At 60.0% G+C, this 21,583-nt stretch carries 13 protein-coding genes; 11 read left to right on the top strand and 2 right to left on the bottom strand.

The genetic code is table 11. From position 1 onward, the window contains the following. The first annotated feature begins 31 nt into the window (after positions 1–31). From C7U61_RS18310 to C7U61_RS19690, 10 genes are all read left to right on the top strand, one after another. Positions 32–1,672 (top strand): ABC transporter substrate-binding protein, encoded by a 1,641-nt coding sequence (locus C7U61_RS18310; protein WP_106999484.1) that lies wholly within the window; start codon positions 32–34, stop codon positions 1,670–1,672. Positions 1,673–1,693: 21 nt separating this feature from the next. Next, the gene (locus C7U61_RS18305; protein WP_106999483.1) at positions 1,694–2,761 is read left to right on the top strand and encodes an ABC transporter permease; all 1,068 of its coding nucleotides are present in this window, start codon (positions 1,694–1,696) and stop codon (positions 2,759–2,761) included. Continuing rightward, on the top strand, positions 2,758–3,684 hold the full coding sequence (locus C7U61_RS18300; RefSeq protein WP_106999482.1) for an ABC transporter permease: 927 nt from the start codon (positions 2,758–2,760) through the stop codon (positions 3,682–3,684). The genes C7U61_RS18305 and C7U61_RS18300 overlap by 4 nt, the downstream gene beginning before the upstream one ends. Next, positions 3,681–4,514 (top strand): ABC transporter ATP-binding protein, encoded by an 834-nt coding sequence (locus C7U61_RS18295; RefSeq protein WP_106999481.1) that lies wholly within the window; start codon positions 3,681–3,683, stop codon positions 4,512–4,514. Before C7U61_RS18300 ends, C7U61_RS18295 begins: the two co-directional genes overlap by 4 nt. Beyond that, the gene (locus C7U61_RS18290; RefSeq protein WP_106999480.1) at positions 4,511–5,260 is read left to right on the top strand and encodes an ABC transporter ATP-binding protein; all 750 of its coding nucleotides are present in this window, start codon (positions 4,511–4,513) and stop codon (positions 5,258–5,260) included. The genes C7U61_RS18295 and C7U61_RS18290 overlap by 4 nt, the downstream gene beginning before the upstream one ends. A gap of 262 nt (positions 5,261–5,522) precedes the next feature. Continuing rightward, positions 5,523–5,711 carry a hypothetical protein gene (locus tag C7U61_RS18285; protein WP_106999479.1) on the top strand — a complete coding sequence of 63 codons (189 nt, stop codon included), beginning with the start codon at positions 5,523–5,525 and terminating at the stop codon, positions 5,709–5,711. A 103-nt stretch (positions 5,712–5,814) separates the two neighbouring features. After that, positions 5,815–6,027, top strand: a complete 213-nt coding sequence (locus tag C7U61_RS18280; protein WP_106999478.1) for a hypothetical protein — start codon at positions 5,815–5,817, stop codon at positions 6,025–6,027. Positions 6,028–6,876: 849 nt separating this feature from the next. Beyond that, positions 6,877–15,387, top strand: a complete 8,511-nt coding sequence (locus tag C7U61_RS18275) for a glucoamylase family protein (RefSeq protein ID WP_106999477.1) — start codon at positions 6,877–6,879, stop codon at positions 15,385–15,387. 108 nt (positions 15,388–15,495) lie between these two features. Then, entirely contained in the window at positions 15,496–16,692 is a 1,197-nt protein-coding gene (gene opgC, locus C7U61_RS18270) for an OpgC domain-containing protein (protein WP_106999538.1), read from the top strand. A gap of 234 nt (positions 16,693–16,926) precedes the next feature. Continuing rightward, on the top strand, positions 16,927–17,163 hold the full coding sequence (locus C7U61_RS19690; protein WP_245410827.1) for a hypothetical protein: 237 nt from the start codon (positions 16,927–16,929) through the stop codon (positions 17,161–17,163). 153 nt (positions 17,164–17,316) lie between these two features. Here the strand turns inward: C7U61_RS19690 and C7U61_RS18260 are convergent, their stop codons facing one another. Together C7U61_RS18260 and C7U61_RS18255 are read right to left on the bottom strand one after the other, a co-directional pair. Continuing rightward, a complete protein-coding gene (locus C7U61_RS18260; protein WP_106999475.1) occupies positions 17,317–18,396 on the bottom strand; it encodes a GSU2403 family nucleotidyltransferase fold protein in 1,080 nt (359 codons plus the stop codon). A gap of 291 nt (positions 18,397–18,687) precedes the next feature. Beyond that, on the bottom strand, positions 18,688–20,457 hold the full coding sequence (locus C7U61_RS18255; protein WP_106999474.1) for a glucan ABC transporter ATP-binding protein/ permease: 1,770 nt from the start codon (positions 20,455–20,457) through the stop codon (positions 18,688–18,690). Between the two features lie 376 nt (positions 20,458–20,833). Between C7U61_RS18255 and C7U61_RS18250 the strand changes: the two genes are divergently transcribed. Further along, complete coding sequence (locus C7U61_RS18250) at positions 20,834–21,574, top strand: LuxR family transcriptional regulator (protein ID WP_106999473.1); 741 nt, start codon at positions 20,834–20,836, stop codon at positions 21,572–21,574. Positions 21,575–21,583: the final 9 nt, after the last annotated feature.

Genomic DNA, 21,583 nt, shown 5'->3' with positions numbered 1-21,583 from the left:
TGTAGAGTTTTAAAAAAGGGGAATGAAAACAATGATGATGACTAAGACGAACCGCGGTTTGCGCGCGCTGTCTGCCGGCGTGGCTCTCTCGCTTCTGCTGGTGGCGGCGCCGAACGCATACGCTGCGACGCCAAAGGACACGCTGGTCGAGGGCTTTGCCTTCGACGATATTCTCAGCATGGATCCGGCCGAAGCCTATGAACTGTCGGCTGCCGAAATCACCGGCAACACCTACAGCCTGCTCGTCCGTCTCGATATCAACGATACGTCCAAGATCAAGGGCGATCTCGCCGAGAGCTGGTCGGTTTCCGACGATCATTTGACCTACACGTTCAAGCTGAAGCCTGGCCTGAAGTTCGCTTCCGGCAATCCGATCACCGCAGAAGATGTCGCATGGTCTTTCGAGCGCGTCGTCAAGCTCAATAAGAGCCCCGCCTTCATTCTCACCCAGTTCGGCCTTACCGGCGACAATGTGACGGAGAAGGCCAAGGCGACCGATGCGAACACCTTCACCTTTACCGTCGACAAGCCCTATGCGCCGAGCTTCGTGCTGAATTGCCTGACGGCAACCGTTGCCGAAGTGGTCGACAAGAAGCTGGTTCTGCAGCACGTGAAGCCGGCAACGCCGACTGCCGACTACAAATACGACAACGACTTCGGCAACAGCTGGCTGAAGACCGGCTTTGCCGGTTCCGGTCCGTTCAAGCTGCGTGAATGGCGCGCCAACGAGGCGGTCGTGCTTGAGCGAAATGACAACTACTACGGCGAAAAGGCGAAGCTGAACCGCGTCATATACCGCTTTATGAAGGAAAGCTCGGCGCAGCGCCTGGCGCTTGAAAACGGCGACATCGATATCGCCCGCAACCTTTCGCCGACCGATCTTCAGGCTGTCGAGAAAAACACCCAGCTCGCTTCGACCAGCGCGCCCAAGGGTACGATCTACTATATGAGCCTCAACCAGAAGAATGCGAACCTTGCCAAGCCGGAAGTGCAGCAGGCGTTCAAATGGCTGGTCGATTACGATGCTATCGGCAAGACGCTGATCAAGGGCATCGGCGAAATCCATCAGACCTTCGAACCGAAGGGCATGCTCGGCTCGCTGGATGAAAACCCGTTCAAGCTCGACGTCGCCAAGGCCAAGGAATTGCTAGCCAAGGCGGGCCTACCCAACGGCTTCTCGATCACCATGGACGTGCGCAGCATCGAGCCGGATACGAGCATCGCCACCGCGATCCAGCAGACGCTCGGCCAGGCCGGCATCAAGGTGGAGATCATCCCCGGCGACGGCAAACAGAAGCTGACGAAGTATCGTGCCCGCAATCACGATATCTACTTCGGCAACTGGGGTCCGGATTATTGGGACCCCCATTCCAACGCCGATACCTTCACCACCAACGACGACAACTCGGATACCAGCAGCAACAAGACGCTCGTCTGGCGCAACACCTGGACGGCGCCGGAGCTGGAGAAGCTGGCCAAAGCGGCTCTCTTCGAAGGCGATGCGGCCAAGCGCGGCGCGATGTATCAGGACATCCAGAAGAAATTCCTGGAAGCAAGCCCGTTCACTATCCTCTTTCAGCAGACGGAAGTCGCCGGCTATCGCAAGGACGTGAAGGACTTCAAGCTCGGTCCGAGCTTCGACAACAACTTCGTCTGGCCGATCTCCAAGTAATGATCCGGCAGGACTAGGTCTTTGAGCACCGTCGAACGAAAAATGCAGGTGCGGCCCCAAAAGGGCCGTGCCGCTCCATTCTTCATGGGGCTGCTGCGATTTCTGGTCGTGGCCGTCACCACCTATCTCGGCCTACTTGCCGTCACCTTCTTCATCGGGCGCGTCATACCGATCGATCCGGCGCTGGCGATTGCCGGCGATCACGCGCCGCAGCAGATATTGGAGCGTTTGCGGCGCGAGATGCATCTCGATCAGCCGCTCTATCTGCAGTTCTATTACTATCTCGTGAGCGCTCTGAGCGGCGATTTCGGCACGTCGGTGCTGACGACCAATCCGGTTATGGATGACATCAGGCGCGTCTTTCCCGCAACGATGGAGCTTGCGACGGTCGGCACGATCATCGGCGCCGTATTCGGGGTTCCCTTCGGCGTGCTTGCCGCCGTGCGCCGCAACAGTATCATCGACCAGATCGTGCGCGTGATCGGCCTCGTCGGCTATTCGGTGCCGGTCTTCTGGTTGGCCATGGTTTCCCTCGTCATCTTCTATGCGAAGCTGAACTGGGTGGCTTATCCCGGCCGCATCGACATCGCCTATGAATATACTTTCACGCCGGTCACAGGCTTCTTCCTGCTCGACAGTGCGCTGCAGGGGCAATGGGACGTCTTTTGGGACGTCTTCCGCCACATCATCCTGCCGGCGTCGCTGCTCGGTTATTTCTCGCTTGCGTATATCAGCCGGATGACCCGCAGCTTCATGCTGAACGAGCTGGGCCAGGAATATATTGTGGCGGCCCGCGCCAAGGGTCTTTCCGAAACGCGGGTGATCTGGGGGCATGCCCTGCGCAGCGCCGCCGTGCCGCTGATCACGGTGATCGCGCTCTCCTATGCCGGGCTGCTCGAGGGGTCCGTGCTGACGGAGATCGTTTTCTCGTGGCCGGGCATCGGCTTCTACATCACCAGCTCGCTGCGCAATGCCGACATGAATGCCGTTCTCGGCGGCACTATCGTCATCGGCACGGTTTTCATCGGCATCAATCTCATTTCCGACCTTCTCTATCGAACGCTCGACCCAAGGACCCGACGTAAATGACAGTCGAGACCACCCAACCCAGCCTGAGGGACTGGCTGCTCTCCGACCGGCCACAGTCGCGCCGGCAGGCGAGACTCGGGCGCGCCTACGTCACCTGGCGGCAGTTTTCCGCCAATCGCCTGGCTGTGATCGGGTTGCTCATTATCATCGCGCTCGTGCTGGTCGCAGCATTTGCCGATGTCATCGCCCCGCATTCGCCCGTCATAGGCGACCTGACCAATGCCTATCTGAAGCCTCCCGGTACGCCGGGTTATCTTCTCGGCACCGACGATCTCGGGCGCGACATCCTCTCGCGCCTCATCTACGGTTCGCGCTGGACGCTCTATATCGTTGTTCTGGTCGCGATCATCTCGGCGCCGATCGGGCTGATCATCGGCATGGTGTCGGGCTATCTTGGCGGCTGGGTCGATGTGATCCTGATGCGCATCACCGATATCTTCCTCGCCTTCCCAAAACTGGTGCTGGCGCTTGCCTTTGCGGGTGCGCTGGGCGCGGGCATCGAGAATGCGGTCATCGCGATCGCCATCACCTCCTGGCCGCCCTATGCCCGTCTGGCGCGCGCCGAAACGATGACAGTGCGGCGTTCGGATTATATCGCCGCCGTGCAGCTCATGGGTGCCTCGCCGTTGCGCATCATCTTCCGCCATGTCATGCCGCTCTGCATCTCCTCGGTGATCGTCCGCGTCACCCTCGACATGGCCGGCGTCATCCTGACGGCTGCCGGCCTCGGTTTCCTTGGCCTTGGTGCGCAGCCGCCGCTGCCCGAGTGGGGCGTGATGATCGCAAGCGGCTTCAAATACTATCTCGATCAATGGTGGGTGGCGGCTATGCCCGGTATCGCGATCCTCATTGTCAGCCTCGGCTTCAATCTGCTCGGCGACGGCCTGCGCGATGCGCTCGATCCGAAGGAGAGCGGGCAATGACGACACTTTTGACCGTGGAGAACCTGAGGGTTCGCTATCCGACGCGCACGGGCGTCATCGATGCCGTGCGCGGCGTGTCGTTCACGCTCGGCCGCGAACGGCTCGGCATCGTCGGCGAGAGCGGCTCCGGCAAATCGCAGACGGGCCGAGCCATCATGGGGCTGACACCGCCGCATGGTATCGTCACGGCTGACAGGCTGAACTTCAGCGGCACCGACCTCCTGTCGATCTCGGCCAAAGAGCGCCGGTCGCTGCGCGGCAAGCGCATCGCCATGGTGCTGCAGGATCCGAAATATTCGCTCGATCCGGTCATGACCATCGGCAAGCAGATCACCGAGACGCTGCGCACGCATGAAAAGGTGAGCAAAGCCGAAGCGCGCGACCGCGCTCTTGCCATGCTCGAAGCGGTGCAGATCCGTGAACCCGGCCGTGTTTACGACCTGCATCCGCACGAGGTCTCCGGTGGCATGGGCCAGCGCGTGATGATCGCCATGATGCTGATCGCCGGCCCGGAGCTGCTGATCGCCGACGAGCCGACCTCCGCGCTCGACGTCACCGTCCAGCTCGATGTGCTGAAGATCATGGACAAGCTCGTCTCCGAGCGTGGCATGGGGCTGATTTTTGTGTCGCACGACTTGCGGCTGGTCTCGTCCTTCTGCGACCGCGTGATCGTCATGTATGCGGGTAAGGTGGTGGAAGAACTCAAGGCTTCCGAATTGAACAATGCGCAGCATCCCTATACGCGCGGCCTGCTGAACTGCATGCCCGTCATCGGTGAAAACAGGCATCCGCTGCCGGTGCTCGACCGCAAGCCGGAGTGGGCGGCATGACGGCGGCACTTGCGGTTGATGGTCTCAGCGTCGTCTATGATGGCTATTACGCCCTCGATGCCGTCGGCGTCGAGGTCAACAAGGGCGAATCCTTCGGCCTGGTCGGCGAGTCCGGTTCCGGAAAGTCGACATTGCTGCGCGCTGTCGCCGGTCTTGCGCCCGTGACCGACGGGACGATCCGCGTCGGCGGCGAGCAGCTGAAGGGCGCCAGGCGCAGCAAGAATTTCTATCGCCAGGTGCAGATGGTGTTTCAGGACCCTTACGGCTCCTTGCATCCACGCCAGACGATCGACCGCCTGCTGCTGGAGCCTCTGTCGATTCATGGGATCGGCGACACGGAAATGCGTATCGCGAGAGCGCTGGACGAAGTCGGCCTCGGAAAGGGCTTCCGCTTCCGGTATCCGCACCAGCTCTCCGGCGGCCAGCGCCAGCGCGTCGCCATTGCCCGCGCGCTGATCGTGGAGCCGTCGATCCTGCTGCTCGACGAGCCGACCTCGGCCCTCGATGCCTCCGTGCAGGCCGAGGTGCTGAATTTGCTCGAACAGGTGCGCAGGGACCGCAATCTGACATTCGTCATGGTAAGCCACGATCTCGGCGTCGTCACCCATATGTGCGAACGGCTGGCCGTCATGCGCAATGGTGCGGTCGTCGAGAGGCTGACGGCGCAGGAGCTGGCAGCGGGCGATGTCAAGGAAGACTATACGCGCAATCTGATGGTCGCCAGCAAGGGGTTCGTTCGGGGCTAGAACTTTTCCGCTCTTCTTCGATTAGCGGACGGCTCTATCTCCCTATTCTACGCAATTCCGGACGCAAAACCGCTTCGCACTTTTGCTGGTATTGCTCTTGGCAGGCGGCAGCCTCACCCTGCCGCACGTTAACGAATGCTGCGCTTAAACACGACCAATCGTATAGACTATTGACACCTGCCGCAATTCTGTCATGATCTCGTTAATGGCAGTTAACTTTCGTGATCCCGATGAGGGGGTCAGACGTTAAGTGGAGGCAGGCATGTTTTTCATGGGTGGCATGACCATGGGCTATCTTCATCCGCCAGTCCCGGCGAAGCAGGAAGGTGTACGGTCCGCCGCTCTTCGTGAAGAAAGCAGCAGCCGCCAGACTGGACCTGCCGAAGAGCAGGCGGTCGATACCAGCGCCATCGAGCGCAGCTTGATTTGGGCCCGCCGCGTTCTTTGCTGAATAGGCGTTGCCGATTTTTCGGGCCACAGTGAATGGTTTAATTTTTCTCGGCTGGTATCCTGGACGGAAATTCATCTCTACCTATTTGATAGGAAATGTATGAATGTTCGTCCTGGGCGTGGCCCGGAAAACATATAAGAACGAACGGAGGCAACACATGGCGAATTTGGGTATTTCGAATACGCATGTGAATCAGTTCGATGGTTCCAAGCGCGTCGCGAACACGCGGCAAAAGATTCAAACGGCGATTCACGTCGCCCTGTTTTCGGCTGCGTTCCTCTTCGTCGCGGCAATTGTTTGCGGCATCGTCGTCTAAGGCGACGTTTTACCGGGTGGCGGCTTGGTTTTGCCGCTCATTTGAGGCCCATGCGGCCCATCTCTTGAAATTTGGGAAGCTTGTGGATCGGCCGATCAAGATGGGCCGCTTTCCCCCCTTATGCAGCTTCCAGTCTCCCTTCACTGGCATCATTCCGTCGGGCAAAGAAAATTTGCCCGGCCGATAGAATATGCCGCGTGAAGACAGTAAACTTCTCCCAAGGAAAGGACGCTCGCATTAGCGAGTGTTGCGTCTTCATTCGGCGGCCCAGAGGGTTCCATACTATTACCCTCATTCAGGAATGTAGGCGGATCGCTCCGCCGCCATGACAGGGAAGACGGGGCGCGGCTTGGCGGGATGGCCACTGGCAGCTAGTATGCCGCTCAATTCTGCGCGGCTTCGATACGCCAAGTTTTCTGACGCGGAATTTGCGAATCTTTTGAGGGGGTTCAGTTTAAGTTCATCTTCTGCGGGATATTGAGGTTTCAATATGCCGAACCATGCTGAATTTCCGAAACTGGATGAATCAGCCCAAGGAGAATGCCTCATGACCTTGATCGATTGTCGCTGACGTGTGCGGATCGCTGCCGGAATCATTTGGCCGCGTATCCGGCTTCACGGACACCCCAATCGAGATGGTGGCAAAAAAAGCGCCACGATCTTAAAAACGGCTCCGTGAAAATCTTCGCCTCTGTTTGTTTGTTCTAAGCCTTCATTTCGAATTCACCCCCTTCGCGCGCCGGGAAGCGAAGCAAAAGGGTCCAAATGCGTGAATTCTTGTGTCGGGCAGAGCAAAGACGATAAAGGCGACAATGCCACTCACTCTGTTTGGACCCAGAACCCGAATCCATGACATCTCAAAATCTCTTCACCGTTACGCCGCGCGATTCTGAAGCCAAGCAGATCGATCATAACGATGCGATCCGCGCCACCTATTTCTCCAGTGAGCAGATAAGGGAATGCGGGGCCGCCTTTGCCCGCGACGGCGCGAAAACCAAGCTGCCGGGCTTTGCGCCCTTCGATTTCTTCGCACGGCACAAGGAAAACGAGAAAGAGATTCTGCGCGTCTATCGCTCGGCCAATGCGGATGTCGATGCCGGGGAATCGATCACGCCGGCCGCCGAATGGCTGCTCGACAACCATTACATCATCGAAGAGGCCATTCAGGAAGTCCGCCGCGATTTTCCCAAGAAATTCTACGATCAGCTGCAGACGATCACCATCGACGGCATGGTAATGCCGCGCGCGATGGCGCTCGCCTGGCTCTATGTCGCCCATACCCACAGCACGGTATCCAATCAGGGTCTGCTGGCGCTCGTGGAAGGTTTCCAGTCGGTGGAGATGCTGAAGATCGGCGAGCTTTGGGCCGTTCCTTCGCTGGTACGCTATATCCTGGTCGAAAACCTGCGCCGCATTTCGAGCCGTGTCGAGCAGAGCCGCATTACCCGCAAGAAGGCGAATGCGGCGGTCGATGAGCTGATCCGTCTTAACGACGACGCGAAGATCGCCGAGTTCCTGAAGACGCTCGAGCCCTATACTTCGGACAATACCTTCGCCACGCAGTTCCTCTACCGCCTGCGCGACGGCTCGCATAGGTCGGGCCTCGCCGTGACCTGGCTTGAGAAGCGGCTTGCAGAGGCCGGCACCGATGCCGAAAGCGTCATGATGGCCGAGCACAATCGCCTGTCATCCGGCAATGTGACGATGGGCAACATCATCAAGAGCCTGCGCCTGATCGACGATACCGACTGGTCCGTCTGGGTCGAAGAGGTCAGCGCTGTCGACAAGCTGCTCTGGGACGAGACCGACTACGCCAAGCTCGATCCTGGCTCGCGCAACAGCTACCGCCGCCGTATCGAAAAGCTCGCACGCCGTTCCGACAAGACCGAGATGGAAATCGCTCAGGTTGCCATGGCGATGACCGAAGCCGCCAGGGCATCGGGTGACGAGCAATCGCGCGAGCCGAACATCGGCGATTTCATCATGGGCCAGCAGACCCAGAAGCTGGAAAAGGCCATCGGCTACCGTGTGCCTCTTTCGGTCAGCTTCGTGCGGCAGTGGCGCAAGCTCAACTGGCTCTCGATTGCAGCCCCGGTGCTGTTCCTGACCATCGTGGCGCTGGGCGTGGTCGGCTATTTCATGCTGCATGCCGGCATGGGCTGGGCAGAGACCATCCTCTTGCTGCTGATGTTCTCGCTGCCGGCGTCGGAAGGCGCCACCGGCCTCTTCAATTTCTTCGTCACTATGTATCTGACGCCGGCGCGTCTGGTCGGCTACGAATTCAAGGAAGGCATTCCGCAAGAGGCTCGTACGCTGGTCGTCGTGCCGACGCTGATCGGCAATCGCGACAGCGTCGACGAACTCGTGCGCAATCTCGAGGTCCATTATCTCGCCAATCCGCGCGGGGAAGTCTATTACGCGCTGCTCAGCGACTGGCCCGACAGCCAGGAGGAAGAGAGCGAGCGCGATCTGGAAATCCTCGATTACGCCCGCCGCGAGGTCGCCAATCTCGCCGCCCGCTACGACGAGGACGGTATTCAGCGCTTCTACCTGCTGCATCGCCGCCGCCTCTATAATCCGGCCGAAGGCGCATGGATGGGCTGGGAGCGCAAGCGCGGCAAGCTGCACGAGCTGAACATGCTGCTGCGCGGCGACCGCGATACCACCTTCCTACCTGGTGCCAACATCGTGCCGAAGGACGTCCAGTATGTGATGACGCTCGATTCGGATACGCGCCTGGTGCGCGATACCGTGACAAAGCTCGTCGGCAAGCTGCACCACCCGATCAACCGTCCGGTTTTCGATCCCGAGAGCAAGCGCGTCGTGCGCGGCTACGGCGTACTGCAGCCGCGCGTCACCCCCTCTTTGACCACGGGCAAGGATGCGTCCGTGTTCCAGCGCGTCTTCTCGGTCAATCGCGGTCTCGACCCTTACGTTTTCGCCGTGTCCGACGTCTACCAGGATCTGGTGGAAGAGGGTACATTCACCGGTAAGGGCCTCTATCACGTCGATGCCTTCGAAGCGTCGCTGAAGGGCAAGATCGACGAAAACGCCGTTCTCAGCCACGACTTGCTTGAAGGCTCGATGGCGCGCTGCGCCCTCGTCACCGACTGCGAACTGGTCGAAGACTTTCCGATCCGCTACGAAGTCGAGGTCTCGCGCCAGCATCGCTGGGCTCGCGGCGACTGGCAGCTCCTTCCTTATATCTTCAATCCGAAGCGTGGCGTCACCGGCCTTGGACGCTGGAAGATGATGGACAATCTGCGTCGCTCGCTGACGCCGATCGCCTGGTTCTTCGCCTCCGTGCTCGGCTGGTATTTCATGGAGCCGCTGGCGGCGCTCATCTGGCAGATTCTGCTGATCTTCTGCCTGTTCGTCGCGCCGACGCTCTCGCTCATCAACGGCATCATTCCGCGCAGCAGCGATATCGTAGCACGTGCGCATCTCTATACGGTCTGGTCGGATATCCGTGCCGCCAACGCGCAGGTCGCTCTGCGCATCGTCTTCATCGCCGATGCCGCTTGCATCATGGCCGATGCCATCGGCCGTTCGCTTTACCGCGCCTTCGTCAGCCGCAAGCTGATGCTGCAATGGCGAACCGCCGCCAGCGCCCAGGCTGCCGCGCAAACGACCATCCTCGGCCATTACCGCGTCATGTGGCATGCGCCAGTGCTGGCGCTGCTGGCCTTGGCTTTTGCTTCGCTCTCAGGCGACAACGCCTTCTTCGTCGGTATTCCCTTTGCGCTGCTTTGGGTCCTCTCGCCGGCAATCGCCTGGTATGTCAGCCAGTCGGCGGAGACTGAAGACCGGCTCGAAGTACCGGAAAGCGTTTCGTTCGAGCTGCGCAAGATCGCGCGGCGCACCTGGCGCTATTTTGAGACCTTCGTCGTCGAACAGCAGAACCATCTGCCGCCCGACAACGTGCAGCAGACCCCGAATGCGGTCGTCGCATCACGCACGTCGCCGACCAATATCGGCGTCTATCTGCTGTCGGTCATTTCGGCGCGTCATTTCGGCTGGACGTCGTTCGAGGAAACCATCGATCGCATGGAAAAGACCATGGCGACCGTGGCGAAGCTCGAAAAATTCCGCGGCCACCTGTTCAACTGGTATCATACCGATACGCTGAAGCCGATGGGCGCGCGCTATGTCTCGGCTGTTGATAGCGGCAATTTTGCCGGCCATCTGATCGCCGTTTCGTCCGCCTGCCGCATGTGGGCGGAGGCTCCCTCCGCCCACATGCAGGGCAATCTCGATGGTATCGGCGATGTCGCGGGCATTCTCGCCGAAACCCTCGGCGAATTGCCTGATGATCGCAAGACGGTTCGGCCGCTGCGCCGCCGGCTGGAAGAGCGCATTGTTGGCTTCCAGAACGCGCTTGCCGCCGTCAAGCGCGAGCACGAGTTCGCCTCGATCCGCGTCATCAACCTTTCGGTCCTAGCACAGGATATCCAGAAGCTTGCCGCAAACCTCGACCATGAGGTGAAATCGACACTGAGCGGCGAAGTGCTCACCTGGTCGCAATCGCTGGTCAAGGTTTGCGAAGGCCATATCGCTGACAGCATCTTCGATCTCGCCAATGTGGATTCGCTGCGCCAGCGGCTGGCGAAGCTGCGCGATCAGATGCGTGAACTCGCCTTCGGCATGGAATACGCCTTCCTCTATCGTCCGGAACGGCGCCTGCTTTCCATCGGCTTCCGCGTCGAAACCAACGAGCTCGATGCGGCCTGCTACGACCTTCTGGCCTCCGAAGCCCGTCTCACCAGTCTTTTCGCCATCGCCAAGGGCGATCTGCCGACCGAGCACTGGTATCGCCTCGGCCGCCAGGTCGTACCCGTCGGTTCGCGCGGTGCGCTGGTCTCCTGGTCCGGCTCGATGTTCGAATATCTGATGCCGCCTCTCGTCATGCAGGAGCGCCAGGGCGGTATTCTCAACCAGACGAACAATCTGGTCGTGCAGGAGCAGATGAACTACGCCAAGCGCCTTGGCTCCGATATCCCCTGGGGCATTTCGGAGGCGGCCTTCAATGCCCGCGACCATTACATGCACTATCAGTACACCAACTTCGGTGTGCCATCGCTCGGCCTCAAGCGCGGTCTCGGCCAGAACGCCGTCATCGCGCCCTATGCTTCGATCCTCGCCAGCCAGTATCGCCCCGCTGCTGCATTGGAAAATCTGCAGAAGCTTCGCAAGGTCGGCGCGCTCGGCATCTATGGCTTCCATGATGCCGTCGATTTCACACCGACCCGCGTTCCCGAAGGCAAGAAGTGCGCGGTGGTCTACAACTACTATGCCCACCATCACGGCATGTCGATCGCCGCAATCGCCAACGTCGCCTTCAACGGCCGCCTGCGCGAACTCTTCCATGCCGATCCGGTGATCGAAGCCGCCGAACTGCTGCTGCAGGAAAAGGCGCCGCGCGATATTCCGGTCATGGCCGCCAAGCACGAAAGCGACCAGCCGGCCAATATCCAGGAAGACATGCTGCGCCCGGAGATTCGCAAGATCGCCGATCCGGCATCGCAGGATCGCGAGCTCGCCTTCCTGTCCAACGGCCATTATTCTGTCATGCTGACCGCGACCGGCGCCGGCTACTCACGCTGGAACGGCCTGACGGTCTCGCGCTGGCGCGCCGATCCGACGGAAGACCGTTGGGGCACCTTCATCTTCCTGCGCGATACCGCTTCCGGCCAATGGTGGTCGGCAACCGCGGAGCCGCGCAGCATCGAAGGAGAGAAAGCCAAGGTCGCCTTCAGCGATGAGAAGGTCGAATACAGCAAGACGGTCGGCGATCTCACCAGCGATGTGGAGTGCATCGTCGCGACCGAGCATGATGCCGAAGGCCGCCGTGTGACGCTGCTCAACATGGGCGCGGAGGACCGCTTCATCGAAGTGACCTCCTATCTCGAGCCGGCGCTTGCGAGCGACGACGTCGATTCCGGTCACCCGGTCTTCGCGCGCATGTTCGTGCGCACCGAGATCGGCAACAGCGGTGACGTGATCCGCGCCGAGCGCAACAAGCGCGACTATAACGAGCCGGACATGTCGATCGCCCATCTGGTCGTCGACAATGCCGGGTCGGAGCGCCGGACGGAATTCGAAACCGATCGCCGCAAGTTCCTCGGCCGCGGCCGCACGCTTGCGGAAGCCGCAGCCTTCGACCCCGGTGCGACGCTCTCCGGCACGGACGGCTTCACCATGGATGCCTGCCTGTCGCTGCGCCGGGTCGTGCGCGTTCCTGCCGGCAAGAAGGTCAGCGTCATCTTCTGGACGATTGCCGCCCCGAACCGCGAGGAAGTCGATAAGGCCGTCGAGCGCTATCGCAATCCTGACACTTTCGGTATTGAGCTGACACAGGCGTGGACGCGCACGCAGATGCAGATGCGCCATGTCGGCGTCACCTCGCAGCAAGCGGCCGCCTTCCAGAAGCTCGCCCGCTATCTGGTCTACCCGGATATGCACCTGCGCGCCGACGGCGCCACCGTGCAGGCCGGCCTGCATTCCCAGTCGGCACTGTGGCCGGTGACGATCTCGGGCGATTTCCCGATCTTCACCCTGCGCATCAACGACGATATCGACCTCGAAATCGCCAGGGAAGCGCTGATGGCGGCCGAATATCTGCGATCGCGCGGCATCAACGCCGATCTGGTCATCGTCAACGAGCGCGCTGTCGAGCACGCGCAGGATATGCAGCGCGAACTCGACAAGTTCGTCGAGCACGTCCGCCACAATCAGGGCGACGGCCTGCGCCAGAACATCTTCTCGGTGCGCAAGGACCAGATCGAAAACGAGACCTATCAGGAGATTCTTGCAGCATCGCGGGTGATCTTCCATGCCCGCAACGGCAAGCTGGTCGATCAGATCGCGCGCGCCGCGACGCTCTTTGCCTCCAAGCAGTCCGATGAAACCACGCCGGTCAATCGTCTCTCCGTGCCGGTCGCGCTGCAGGACTCCGTCTTTGCGGCCGAACCCATCGAGGCGCAGGACGATCTTGATTTCTGGAACGGCTACGGCGGCTTCTCCAAGGACGGCCGCGAATATGTCGTGCGCCTGCCGGGTGGGCAGTCGACGCCGCATCCGTGGATCAACGTCATCTCGAACGAGCGCTTCGGCTTCCATGTGCCCGCCGAAGGCGGTGGCTTCACCTGGAGCCACAATTCGCGCGACTATCAGCTGACGCCATGGACCAACGACATGGTCATCAACCGTCCGGGCGAGGCGCTTTATGTCGCCGATCTCGACAGCAGCAAGGTCATGACCCCTTATGCCGGCCTGTCGCGCAATGCGAAGGTCCGTTTCGAGGCCCGTCATGGCCTCGGCTACTCGATCTTCTCGAGTGAAGAGGATGGCGTGGCGCTGGAACTGACGCAGACGGTCGATCGCGAGCGCCCGGTCAAGCTCTTCCGCCTGCGCCTCCGCAACAACGGTGCCGGCAGCCGGCGGCTGCGGATTTATAATTATGCGGAATGGGTGCTTGGCACCAATCAGAACAAAACCAGGCCCTTCATCCTGTCGACCCTGGATGAGGAGACGGGTGCTCTGTTTGCCAACAACCCCTACAGCATCGACTACTTCAAGCGGACTGCTTTCATGGCAGCAAGCGAGACGCATTCGAGCTTCTCGGCAAGCCGCCGCGAGTTCATCGGCCGCCATGGCACGATCCAAATGCCGGAAGCCGTCGTGACGGCTGCGGCGCTCTCCAACTCGACCGATCTCGATGGCGATCCCTGCGGCGCTCTGGCCTTCGATGTGACGATCGCTGCCGGCGAGCAGAAGGAAATCTGCTTCTACATGGGTGATACGGCAACCGTCGAAGAAGCCCGCGCGCTGGTTTCGGAAGTCCGCCAGGCCGATTTCGAGGCCGTGCTTGCGGCAGGCCGCGAGTTCTGGAACGGCTTTACCGGCCATGTGAAGATCTCGACGCCGGACAAGGCGATGAACAACATGATCAACGCCTGGCTGCCCTATCAGAGCCTTGGCTGCCGCATCATGGCGCGCACCGCCTTCTACCAGTCGTCGGGTGCCTTCGGCTTCCGCGACCAGCTGCAGGATACGCTGGCATTCCTGGTGCACAAGCCGGAGCTTGCCCGCAACCAGATCCTCAATGCTGCCCAGCGTCAGTTCCGCGAGGGCGACGTGCAGCATTGGTGGCTGCCCGGCAGCGGCGCCGGCGTGCGCACGCATATTTCCGACGATGTCGTCTGGCTTGCCTATGCTATCGATCAGTACTGCACCGTGACGGGCGACAAGTCGCTCCTCGACGAGGAACTTGCCTTCGTCGAGGGTGCCGCGCTGATGCCCGGCACGCATGACGTCTTCTATCAGCCGACCGTGTCGCAGGACAAAGTCAGCGTCTACGAACATGCGGCCTTGGCGCTCGATCTCGCGATCAAGCGCAAGGGAGGCAACGGCCTGCCGCTGATTCTCGGCGGCGACTGGAACGACGGGATGAACCGCGTCGGCATCCAGGGCCGCGGCGAAAGCGTCTGGCTCGGCTGGTTCCTGGCCGGCATGCTGACTGCCTTCCTGCCCTATGCCGAAGCACGCGGCGACAAGGAGCGCGTCAAGCGCTGGTCCGACCATCTGCCGGAATTGCGCAAGGCGCTCGAATCGGCAGGCTGGGACGGCGGCCATTATCGCCGCGGCTATTTCGACGACGGCAGCCCGCTCGGTTCCAGCGAGAATTTCGAGTGCCAGATCGATTCGATCGCGCAGTCCTGGAACATTCTCTCTGGCGAAGGCGATAGGGCGCGCGGTGAGAAGGCGATGGATGCCGTTCTCGACAAGCTCGTCGATGACGAAAACCACATCATCCGGCTGTTTACGCCGCCCTTCTCCAAGTCGGCGCGCGATCCGGGCTATATCAAGTCCTATCCGCCTGGTGTGCGCGAAAATGGCGGTCAGTATACCCATGCCGCTACCTGGGTGGTCATGGCGCTCGCGGAAATGGATCGCGGCGACGATGCCTGGCATTGCTTCGACATGCTGAACCCGATCAACCATGCACGCGATCGTGATCAGGCCGACATCTATCGTGTAGAGCCCTATGTGGTTGCGGCTGATATTTACGGCGAAGGACAACTGACTGGCCGTGGCGGCTGGACCTGGTATACGGGCTCTGCCGGCTGGCTCTATCGCGTCGCTGTCGAAGGTATTCTCGGTATCCGGGTGAAAAACGGGCGACTTTTCGTCAAGCCGGCATTGCCCTCGAACTGGGATGGCTTTGCGGCAGATATCGAGCTGCCGAGCGGAAATTACCGTATTTCCGTCTCAAAAGCGCCCGATGCGACGGGATACTCGGTCACGATCAATGACAGGGTGGTCGCCCATCCCGAAGAGGGCTATCCGGTCGAACAGTAGCGTTTCCGCACTGTTTCGCTTCGACGACCGGGGCCAAAGGGGGAACTCTTTGGCCCCGATTGCATTTGATTGTCGGAACGGGAGAGTTTTATGAATTCGAGGGCGGATATGAGCCCGGTGGCGGCGCAACGGATGAGTTTGCCGAAGCCGGCCCCGCAGAGGGATACGCGACTTGATGTTCTCAGAGCCCTGGCTCTGATCATGATCTTCGTCAACCATGTGCCGGGGCAGATTTTCGAGGATTTGACCTCGAAGAATTTCGGCTTCTCCGATGGTGCCGAAGCTTTTGTGCTAATCTCCGGCATTTCGGTCGGTCTCGCCTATGGAACGAGATTTCTTTCCGGTCACCGGATTAAAATGGCATGGAAGGCGATCAAGCGGGCCTTCACGCTCTATACGGCGCATATGATCACGACCTTCGTGACGCTGGTCCTCTTCATCTCCGGCGCATGGATTTTCCACCAGAAGGGCCTGCTCTGCGAAGTAAACATCCTCGCCCTGCTGATGGACCCGGCGCGCGGCATTCCCGCGCTGCTGACGCTCGGACACCAGATCGGCTACAATAATATCCTGCCGATGTACGGCGCCCTCTTTCTCATGCTGCCGGTGATCATGCTGCTGGAGGCGAGGAGCCCCCCGCTTCTACTCGCAATTTCGGCCGGCGTCTGGCTGGTGTCGGGTGTCTATTATATCGCGCCGCACACGACGCTGCTTGACGGCTTCTGGTTCCTCAATCCGCTATCCTGGCAGCTGCTTTTCGTCATCGGCTTCGTCGCCTGCATGCATGTCAAACGCGGCGGGCAAATCCCCGTCCATCCAGTTCTGATCGGACTTGCCTGCGCCTATGTGCTCGTGTCCTTCATCTGGGTGACCGACAAGCTATGGATCCTCGGCGACTACCTCGCCATGCTCGGCCTGCCGACCGTCGTCACCGGTTTCGACAAGACCTTCCTGTCGCTGCCGCGGCTGCTGCATGTTCTGGCGCTCGCCTATCTGATCGTCAGCATCCCCGCCATTTCGGCGCTGCTGCGCCGCTCGACAAGCCATCCGCTGACGATCCTAGGGCGGCATTCACTGAACATCTTCGTTGCGGGCACCATCCTCGCCATGGCCGGCCAGGTCCTTCTCTATGTGACCAACAAGAGCCCCGTCGTCGGCGCCATCTATGTCGTCTTTGGCATCGCCGCCCAGTTCCTCTATGCCTATCATCTTGAGCACAAGCGGCTTCAGCTTGCGGGCCAACGCGCGGCAAAGGCGCCTGTGAGGCCGATCGCAATGCCTGCTCATTCCGGAAAGAGTCAGTAAAGGCTTCTGCCGGCCGCGTGCCGGGCATCGGTTCGGCGCCTCGATCTTCATGTCGTTGCCGAAGTGCGGCGACCAAGCTCACGGGGATCGGCGCTGGCCAAGGACCGCCGAGTGCAAGTTCCGATCCGATGCCAATTATCAAAGCGGTTGAACGAGAGCCGAACCTATGCCGATGTCCTGCTTAAGGCTATCGCCATGCCATAGACCGATGGGGCCGGCAGCCATCAGTCATGCGTGAGCGATGAAATCTTCGTTGACATGGTCGGATTTCATGAAGATGCCAGCTTCATAGACGGCCACTATGAAAGCATCCTTAGCAAGCTCGGGATCGGATTTGCCCCCGATTGCCGATCGGCAAATTATCAATGCATCCTCATAAGCGTCAGCTTCTTCGGCCGGCCAGGACGCCAGCAAATAGTCCAGGGCTTCCGCACTGCTCTTGACCGTCTGAAACTCGCCGAACGGATGTAGGCGAAATCTTACCGGCCCGTGCCATATTCCACACGTCAACATGATAGACCTCTGAGTGATGAAACAGCATCAATGAGATCTTTGTTCCTGGGACTGGGGGCCTAAAGCTGGTGACACCTCAATGTTATGCAGAGCTAGCTCTCACAAGGGGCCTTAATCAAACCGGGATGTAGCGACCAGATCTTCAATCTGTACCCCAAGAGCCTTCCCAAGGGCCCTTCTTCCATTGTCAGGCAGCCTTGTAAGGCTGAGGGCGATCGCTTCTTGCCATGATGGCCCTCTCGCGCATGCCTCTTGGTAGGCATCGGCCAAGACGTCGCCTTGGCGGGTCTCGACGAGGGCCTCGAAGAGCAAGGAGGCCTGAGATCGATCCTTGTCCGCCTTGGCACGTCCGAGTGCATCTGTGAGCCGCCTGGAGGCGACAATGAGTTTGTGGACGGCATACCGCTCGGGAGCCGGCACGAGCACGCTTACGCCCTCACGATGAAGAAGCACGGTGCGGACAGGTTCGTAGATCAGATAATCCAAAAACCGTAGGCTTTCCGCCGCCGCGCCTCCGAGCGCGGGCATAGGCGGTGGTTTGCCCGTATATTCGTCCGATCCGCCGTTGCTCGTGAAGAACTCTACCCTATAGCCCTTGCCGTTCATGAACGCGACGACCTTTGCCTGATCCGATTGGTGCGGTACCACTCGGAAGCCGGGATCGACCGACTGGAGGACTTCTAGTACCGGGGGCAGATTTTTTCCAACTTCGGCCGAGACTGCAAAATCCTGGTCGAAATCGGCATCACCTGTCCGCATTGCCGGCGAGGGTAACCGAACGCCGAGAAGGCCCGCATAGGTACCAAATGCAACAGACCCGATCAGGACCGCCCGCAGTCGAAACAATCCGGCTTCCGTAAGGGCCTTGGTGATGTCTCCAGCGAAGGGGTCTGGACCCGGTAGACCAGCACGACGCAAGGAACTGACCATTCGCCGGCGCTCCTTAATGTTATCTTTGATCTGCTTATGGGCGTTCACCCGTGCCGTAATCTCTTCGTCGCTGTGTGGGCCAACATAGCGACGCTTGTCGCCGTTTGCGGTCGGAAGATCGAAATACCAGTAGCTTCGACCTTTGACAGGAACCGTGACGAAACGTCCCTCCAGAGGGAAGTCTGCATGGAACTGAGCATCGAGCGCGCGTTGTGCGAGTTCCGCAAACATTGTTCGGTATACGATATCGATTTCTCTCATCGACATATTCCTTAAAAACGTTGCGATCTGCTGGAACGCTCACTCGGCGTTAGTTTTCTGAACGTGATTTGCGATCATATCCGCTGGCGTTATAATGTTTTTGCAAGAAATTATAACCTATTTTACGAGTGTCAACGGCCGCATCAATTATAATGTCTTGACGAAAACATTATAACCCAGCAGAACTCCCGTCGTCGCTTCGTTCGGAAATATCGCCCACCCACAGCCAGGGCAGCAAAAAGCCGGGAGAGCGTCGCTCTCCCGGCTTTGATCTTGGGCGCCTTGCGAAGATCAGGCGGCTTCGTTTTCCGTTGTGTGTGCCTTGCGGACTTCCTCGTCCGTCAGGATACCGCTGGCGCGCAGCAGGGCGGCGAAGCGGCCGTTGCTCTGGCTGAGCTCGTTGAAGCTGCCGTTCTCGATGATGCGGCCGTTGTCCAGGAAGAGGACCATATCGGCCTCGCGGACCGTCGAGAGGCGGTGCGCGATGATGAAGGTCGTGCGGTTCTGGCGCAGGTTGTCGATCGCCGTCTTGACCCGGTTTTCGGTTTCGACGTCGAGCGCGCTCGTCGCCTCATCCAGCACGAGGATCGGCGCATCCTTGAGAATGGCGCGGGCAATCGCAATACGCTGGCGTTCGCCACCCGAGAGCTTGTTGCCACGTTCGCCGACGCGGGTATCGTAGCCGCCTTCGCGGGTTTCGATGAAGTCGTTGGCGGCGGCGGCCTGGGCTGCGCGGATCATTTCCTCCCGCGTCGCGCCTTCGCGGCCGAGGCGGATGTTGTCGCTGATCGAACGGTTCAGCAGACCGGCATCCTGGAACACGGTGGCGATGAAGCGGCGCAGCGACTTGCGGGTCACCTTGGTGATATCGTGGCCATCGACGAGGATCTGCCCCTTCTGCGGGTCGAAGACACGCTGCAGCAGGTTGACGAGCGTCGTCTTGCCGGCGCCGGTCGGACCGACGATGGCGACGGTCTGGCCAGCCTTCACCTTGAAGGAGATGTCGTGCAGGCCCTGCGACGAGTTGGCGAAGCCGAAGGAGACATCGCGGAACTCCACTTCACCCTTGACGTCCTTGATCTCGGCAAGGCCGGCCGGCTCTTCGCGATCGCGAACCGAATCTTCCAGCGTGTAGAAGTCTTCGAGCTTGGCGCGAGCTTCGAAAATCTGGTTGGCGAAGTTGCGCAGCTGTTCGAGGCGGCCGATCAGCACGTTGGCGAAGGCGATGAAGGTGATCAGCGCGCCGAGGCTCAGACTGCCGTCCTGGACGAGGACGGTGCCGATCATCAGGATCGCCATCATGGCAACGGTCGAGGCCGTGCGGTTCAGGGCGCCGGCAAGAGCCCACCAGTCGAGGACCGGATACTGGGCCTCCAGCAGGCGTTCTGTGAAGGATTTCAGCGCCTTGGTTTCAGCTTCGATGCGGTTGTAGCTGTGCAGCACCGACACGTTGCTGATCGAGTCGCTCACATGCGAGAAGACGGTATTGTAGTGGCTTTCGACCGAGGTCTGACCATCCTTCGTGCGGTTCATGACCAGACGGCCGATGATCCAGTAGAAGACGCCGAGCAGGACTAGGACTGCGGACAGCCGCAGGTCCATGGCCATGGCAGTCGGGATCATGATGACGAGCGCGACGGCGGTCGTGAGGTGGTTGCGCATGAATTCGAGCCACAGGCCGAACAGTGCTTCGCAGGCGCGAAGCAGCGTATTCAGCGCGCTCGCCGTGCCACGCTGGCTATGCCAGGAGAGCGGCATCGAGATGATGCGGCCGAATGCTTCGGTGAGCAGTGAGGCGCGGCGGCCATGCGCAAGGCGGTCGGCCTCGCGGGATACCACGATGAAGGCAACAGCACTGAAGACGGCGAAGCCAGCCCACAACATCATGGTCGGGGTGACGGCTTCTTTCTTGGCAATGGCGTCGAAGATGCGGCCGAACAGAACCGGTTCGTAGATGGTGGTCATCGCCAGTGCGATGTTTGCGATCACGACCATCCAGACGCGGTATCGATACGCGCCAAGATACTTCAGGGCTCTTGCATAGACTTTGAACAGTGACACGTCAGGCACCCTCTGTGTATCAACAAAACTCGGGATGCTGCGACACTACAGACCGCTACCTGAACCGGCGATTAACGGAATCTGGAGCTGTTTTTCTCGTGAATTTCTCGCGTAAAACGCGTTGCCGCCGCGACGGGTGCTATCGGCCGCCGCATAAAATGACAGTTGGAGATGATCCTCGTTACGGCGTTCACCGTCACTATTAAGTCACGCATAGGTTGGCCATTCAGGGTTGAACGGCAAAAAAATCGCCAGAGGCGTTCAATTTCGCGTGCAGCTGAGTATGTTGCGGGCGAATTGGGACGCTGTGGGGCTGGCGAGCAGGGTAACAATGCGCGTCCGCCGGTCGTTCAGGCCGTGAAGCCGAGGGGTAAATGTGAATATCCATTCGCTGATACAATTGCTGGTCGTCATCGAAGAATGCAAGCTCGCCAAGGATGCCGTGGCCGAGCTCGAGCTCGTGCTTCGCTCCTACAAGTTCGATTACTATGGCGTCTTGAAACAGGTGCGCCCCAATGTCGATGTCGCGAATTTCATCATGGCGGGCCGCTGGCCCGATCAATGGCCGCTGACCTACGTCCGCAAGAGGTACATGCTCGTCGATCCGGTCGCTCGCTACGCCACCCAGGCGCAGCGTCCCTTTCGCTGGAGCGATGCCGTCGCGGCGCTGAAGAAGGACCCGCTGCGGCGGCGCATGGAGCAGATGATGGCGGACGCCCGCGCCAACGGGCTTGCCGACGGCTATCTCTTCCCCATTCACGGACGTAACGGCCTGCTTGGAAGCATGACGATCGGCGGCGAGGCGGTCGATCTTTCTCCAACCGAGATTTCCGTTTTCGACGCGGTTGCCAGAAAGATCTTTTGGCGACTTCTGGAATTTCGGGACGAGGCGCAAGCCTTCGAGAAGACGGGTGCGGCGGAACTCAAGCTGACCAAACGCGAGATGGAAGTGCTCAGCCATCTGGCCGAGGGCATGACCTCGATCGAGATCAGCCGGCTGCTGGCGATCTCCAACCATACCGTCGACTGGTACATGAACAGCATCCAGGACAAGCTGAAGGCCAGAAATCGGCAGCACATCGTTGCCATCGCTTTCAGAAACGGACTTATTCCGTAATGGCAACTA

The sequence above is a fragment of the Rhizobium sp. JAB6 genome, assembly GCF_003024605.1.
In the GTDB taxonomy this organism is placed as follows: Bacteria; Pseudomonadota; Alphaproteobacteria; order Rhizobiales; family Rhizobiaceae; genus Rhizobium.
The sequence above is the reverse complement of the archived record's forward strand: the minus strand, read 5'-3'. Positions and strand labels throughout refer to the sequence as shown.

What these genes read in the sequence shown, in the direction of transcription:
- opgC (WP_106999538.1), top strand. Translation starts at nt 15,496, where the DNA reads ATGAGCCCGGTGGCGGCGCAACGGATGAGTTTGCCGAAGCCGGCCCCG.
- C7U61_RS18260 (WP_106999475.1), bottom strand. Translation starts at nt 18,396, where the DNA reads ATGAGAGAAATCGATATCGTATACCGAACAATGTTTGCGGAACTCGCA.
- C7U61_RS18280 (WP_106999478.1), top strand. Translation starts at nt 5,815, where the DNA reads ATGTTCGTCCTGGGCGTGGCCCGGAAAACATATAAGAACGAACGGAGG.
- C7U61_RS18290 (WP_106999480.1), top strand. Translation starts at nt 4,511, where the DNA reads ATGACGGCGGCACTTGCGGTTGATGGTCTCAGCGTCGTCTATGATGGC.
- C7U61_RS18300 (WP_106999482.1), top strand. Translation starts at nt 2,758, where the DNA reads ATGACAGTCGAGACCACCCAACCCAGCCTGAGGGACTGGCTGCTCTCC.
- C7U61_RS18285 (WP_106999479.1), top strand. Translation starts at nt 5,523, where the DNA reads ATGTTTTTCATGGGTGGCATGACCATGGGCTATCTTCATCCGCCAGTC.
- C7U61_RS18310 (WP_106999484.1), top strand. Translation starts at nt 32, where the DNA reads ATGATGATGACTAAGACGAACCGCGGTTTGCGCGCGCTGTCTGCCGGC.
- C7U61_RS18295 (WP_106999481.1), top strand. Translation starts at nt 3,681, where the DNA reads ATGACGACACTTTTGACCGTGGAGAACCTGAGGGTTCGCTATCCGACG.
- C7U61_RS18275 (WP_106999477.1), top strand. Translation starts at nt 6,877, where the DNA reads ATGACATCTCAAAATCTCTTCACCGTTACGCCGCGCGATTCTGAAGCC.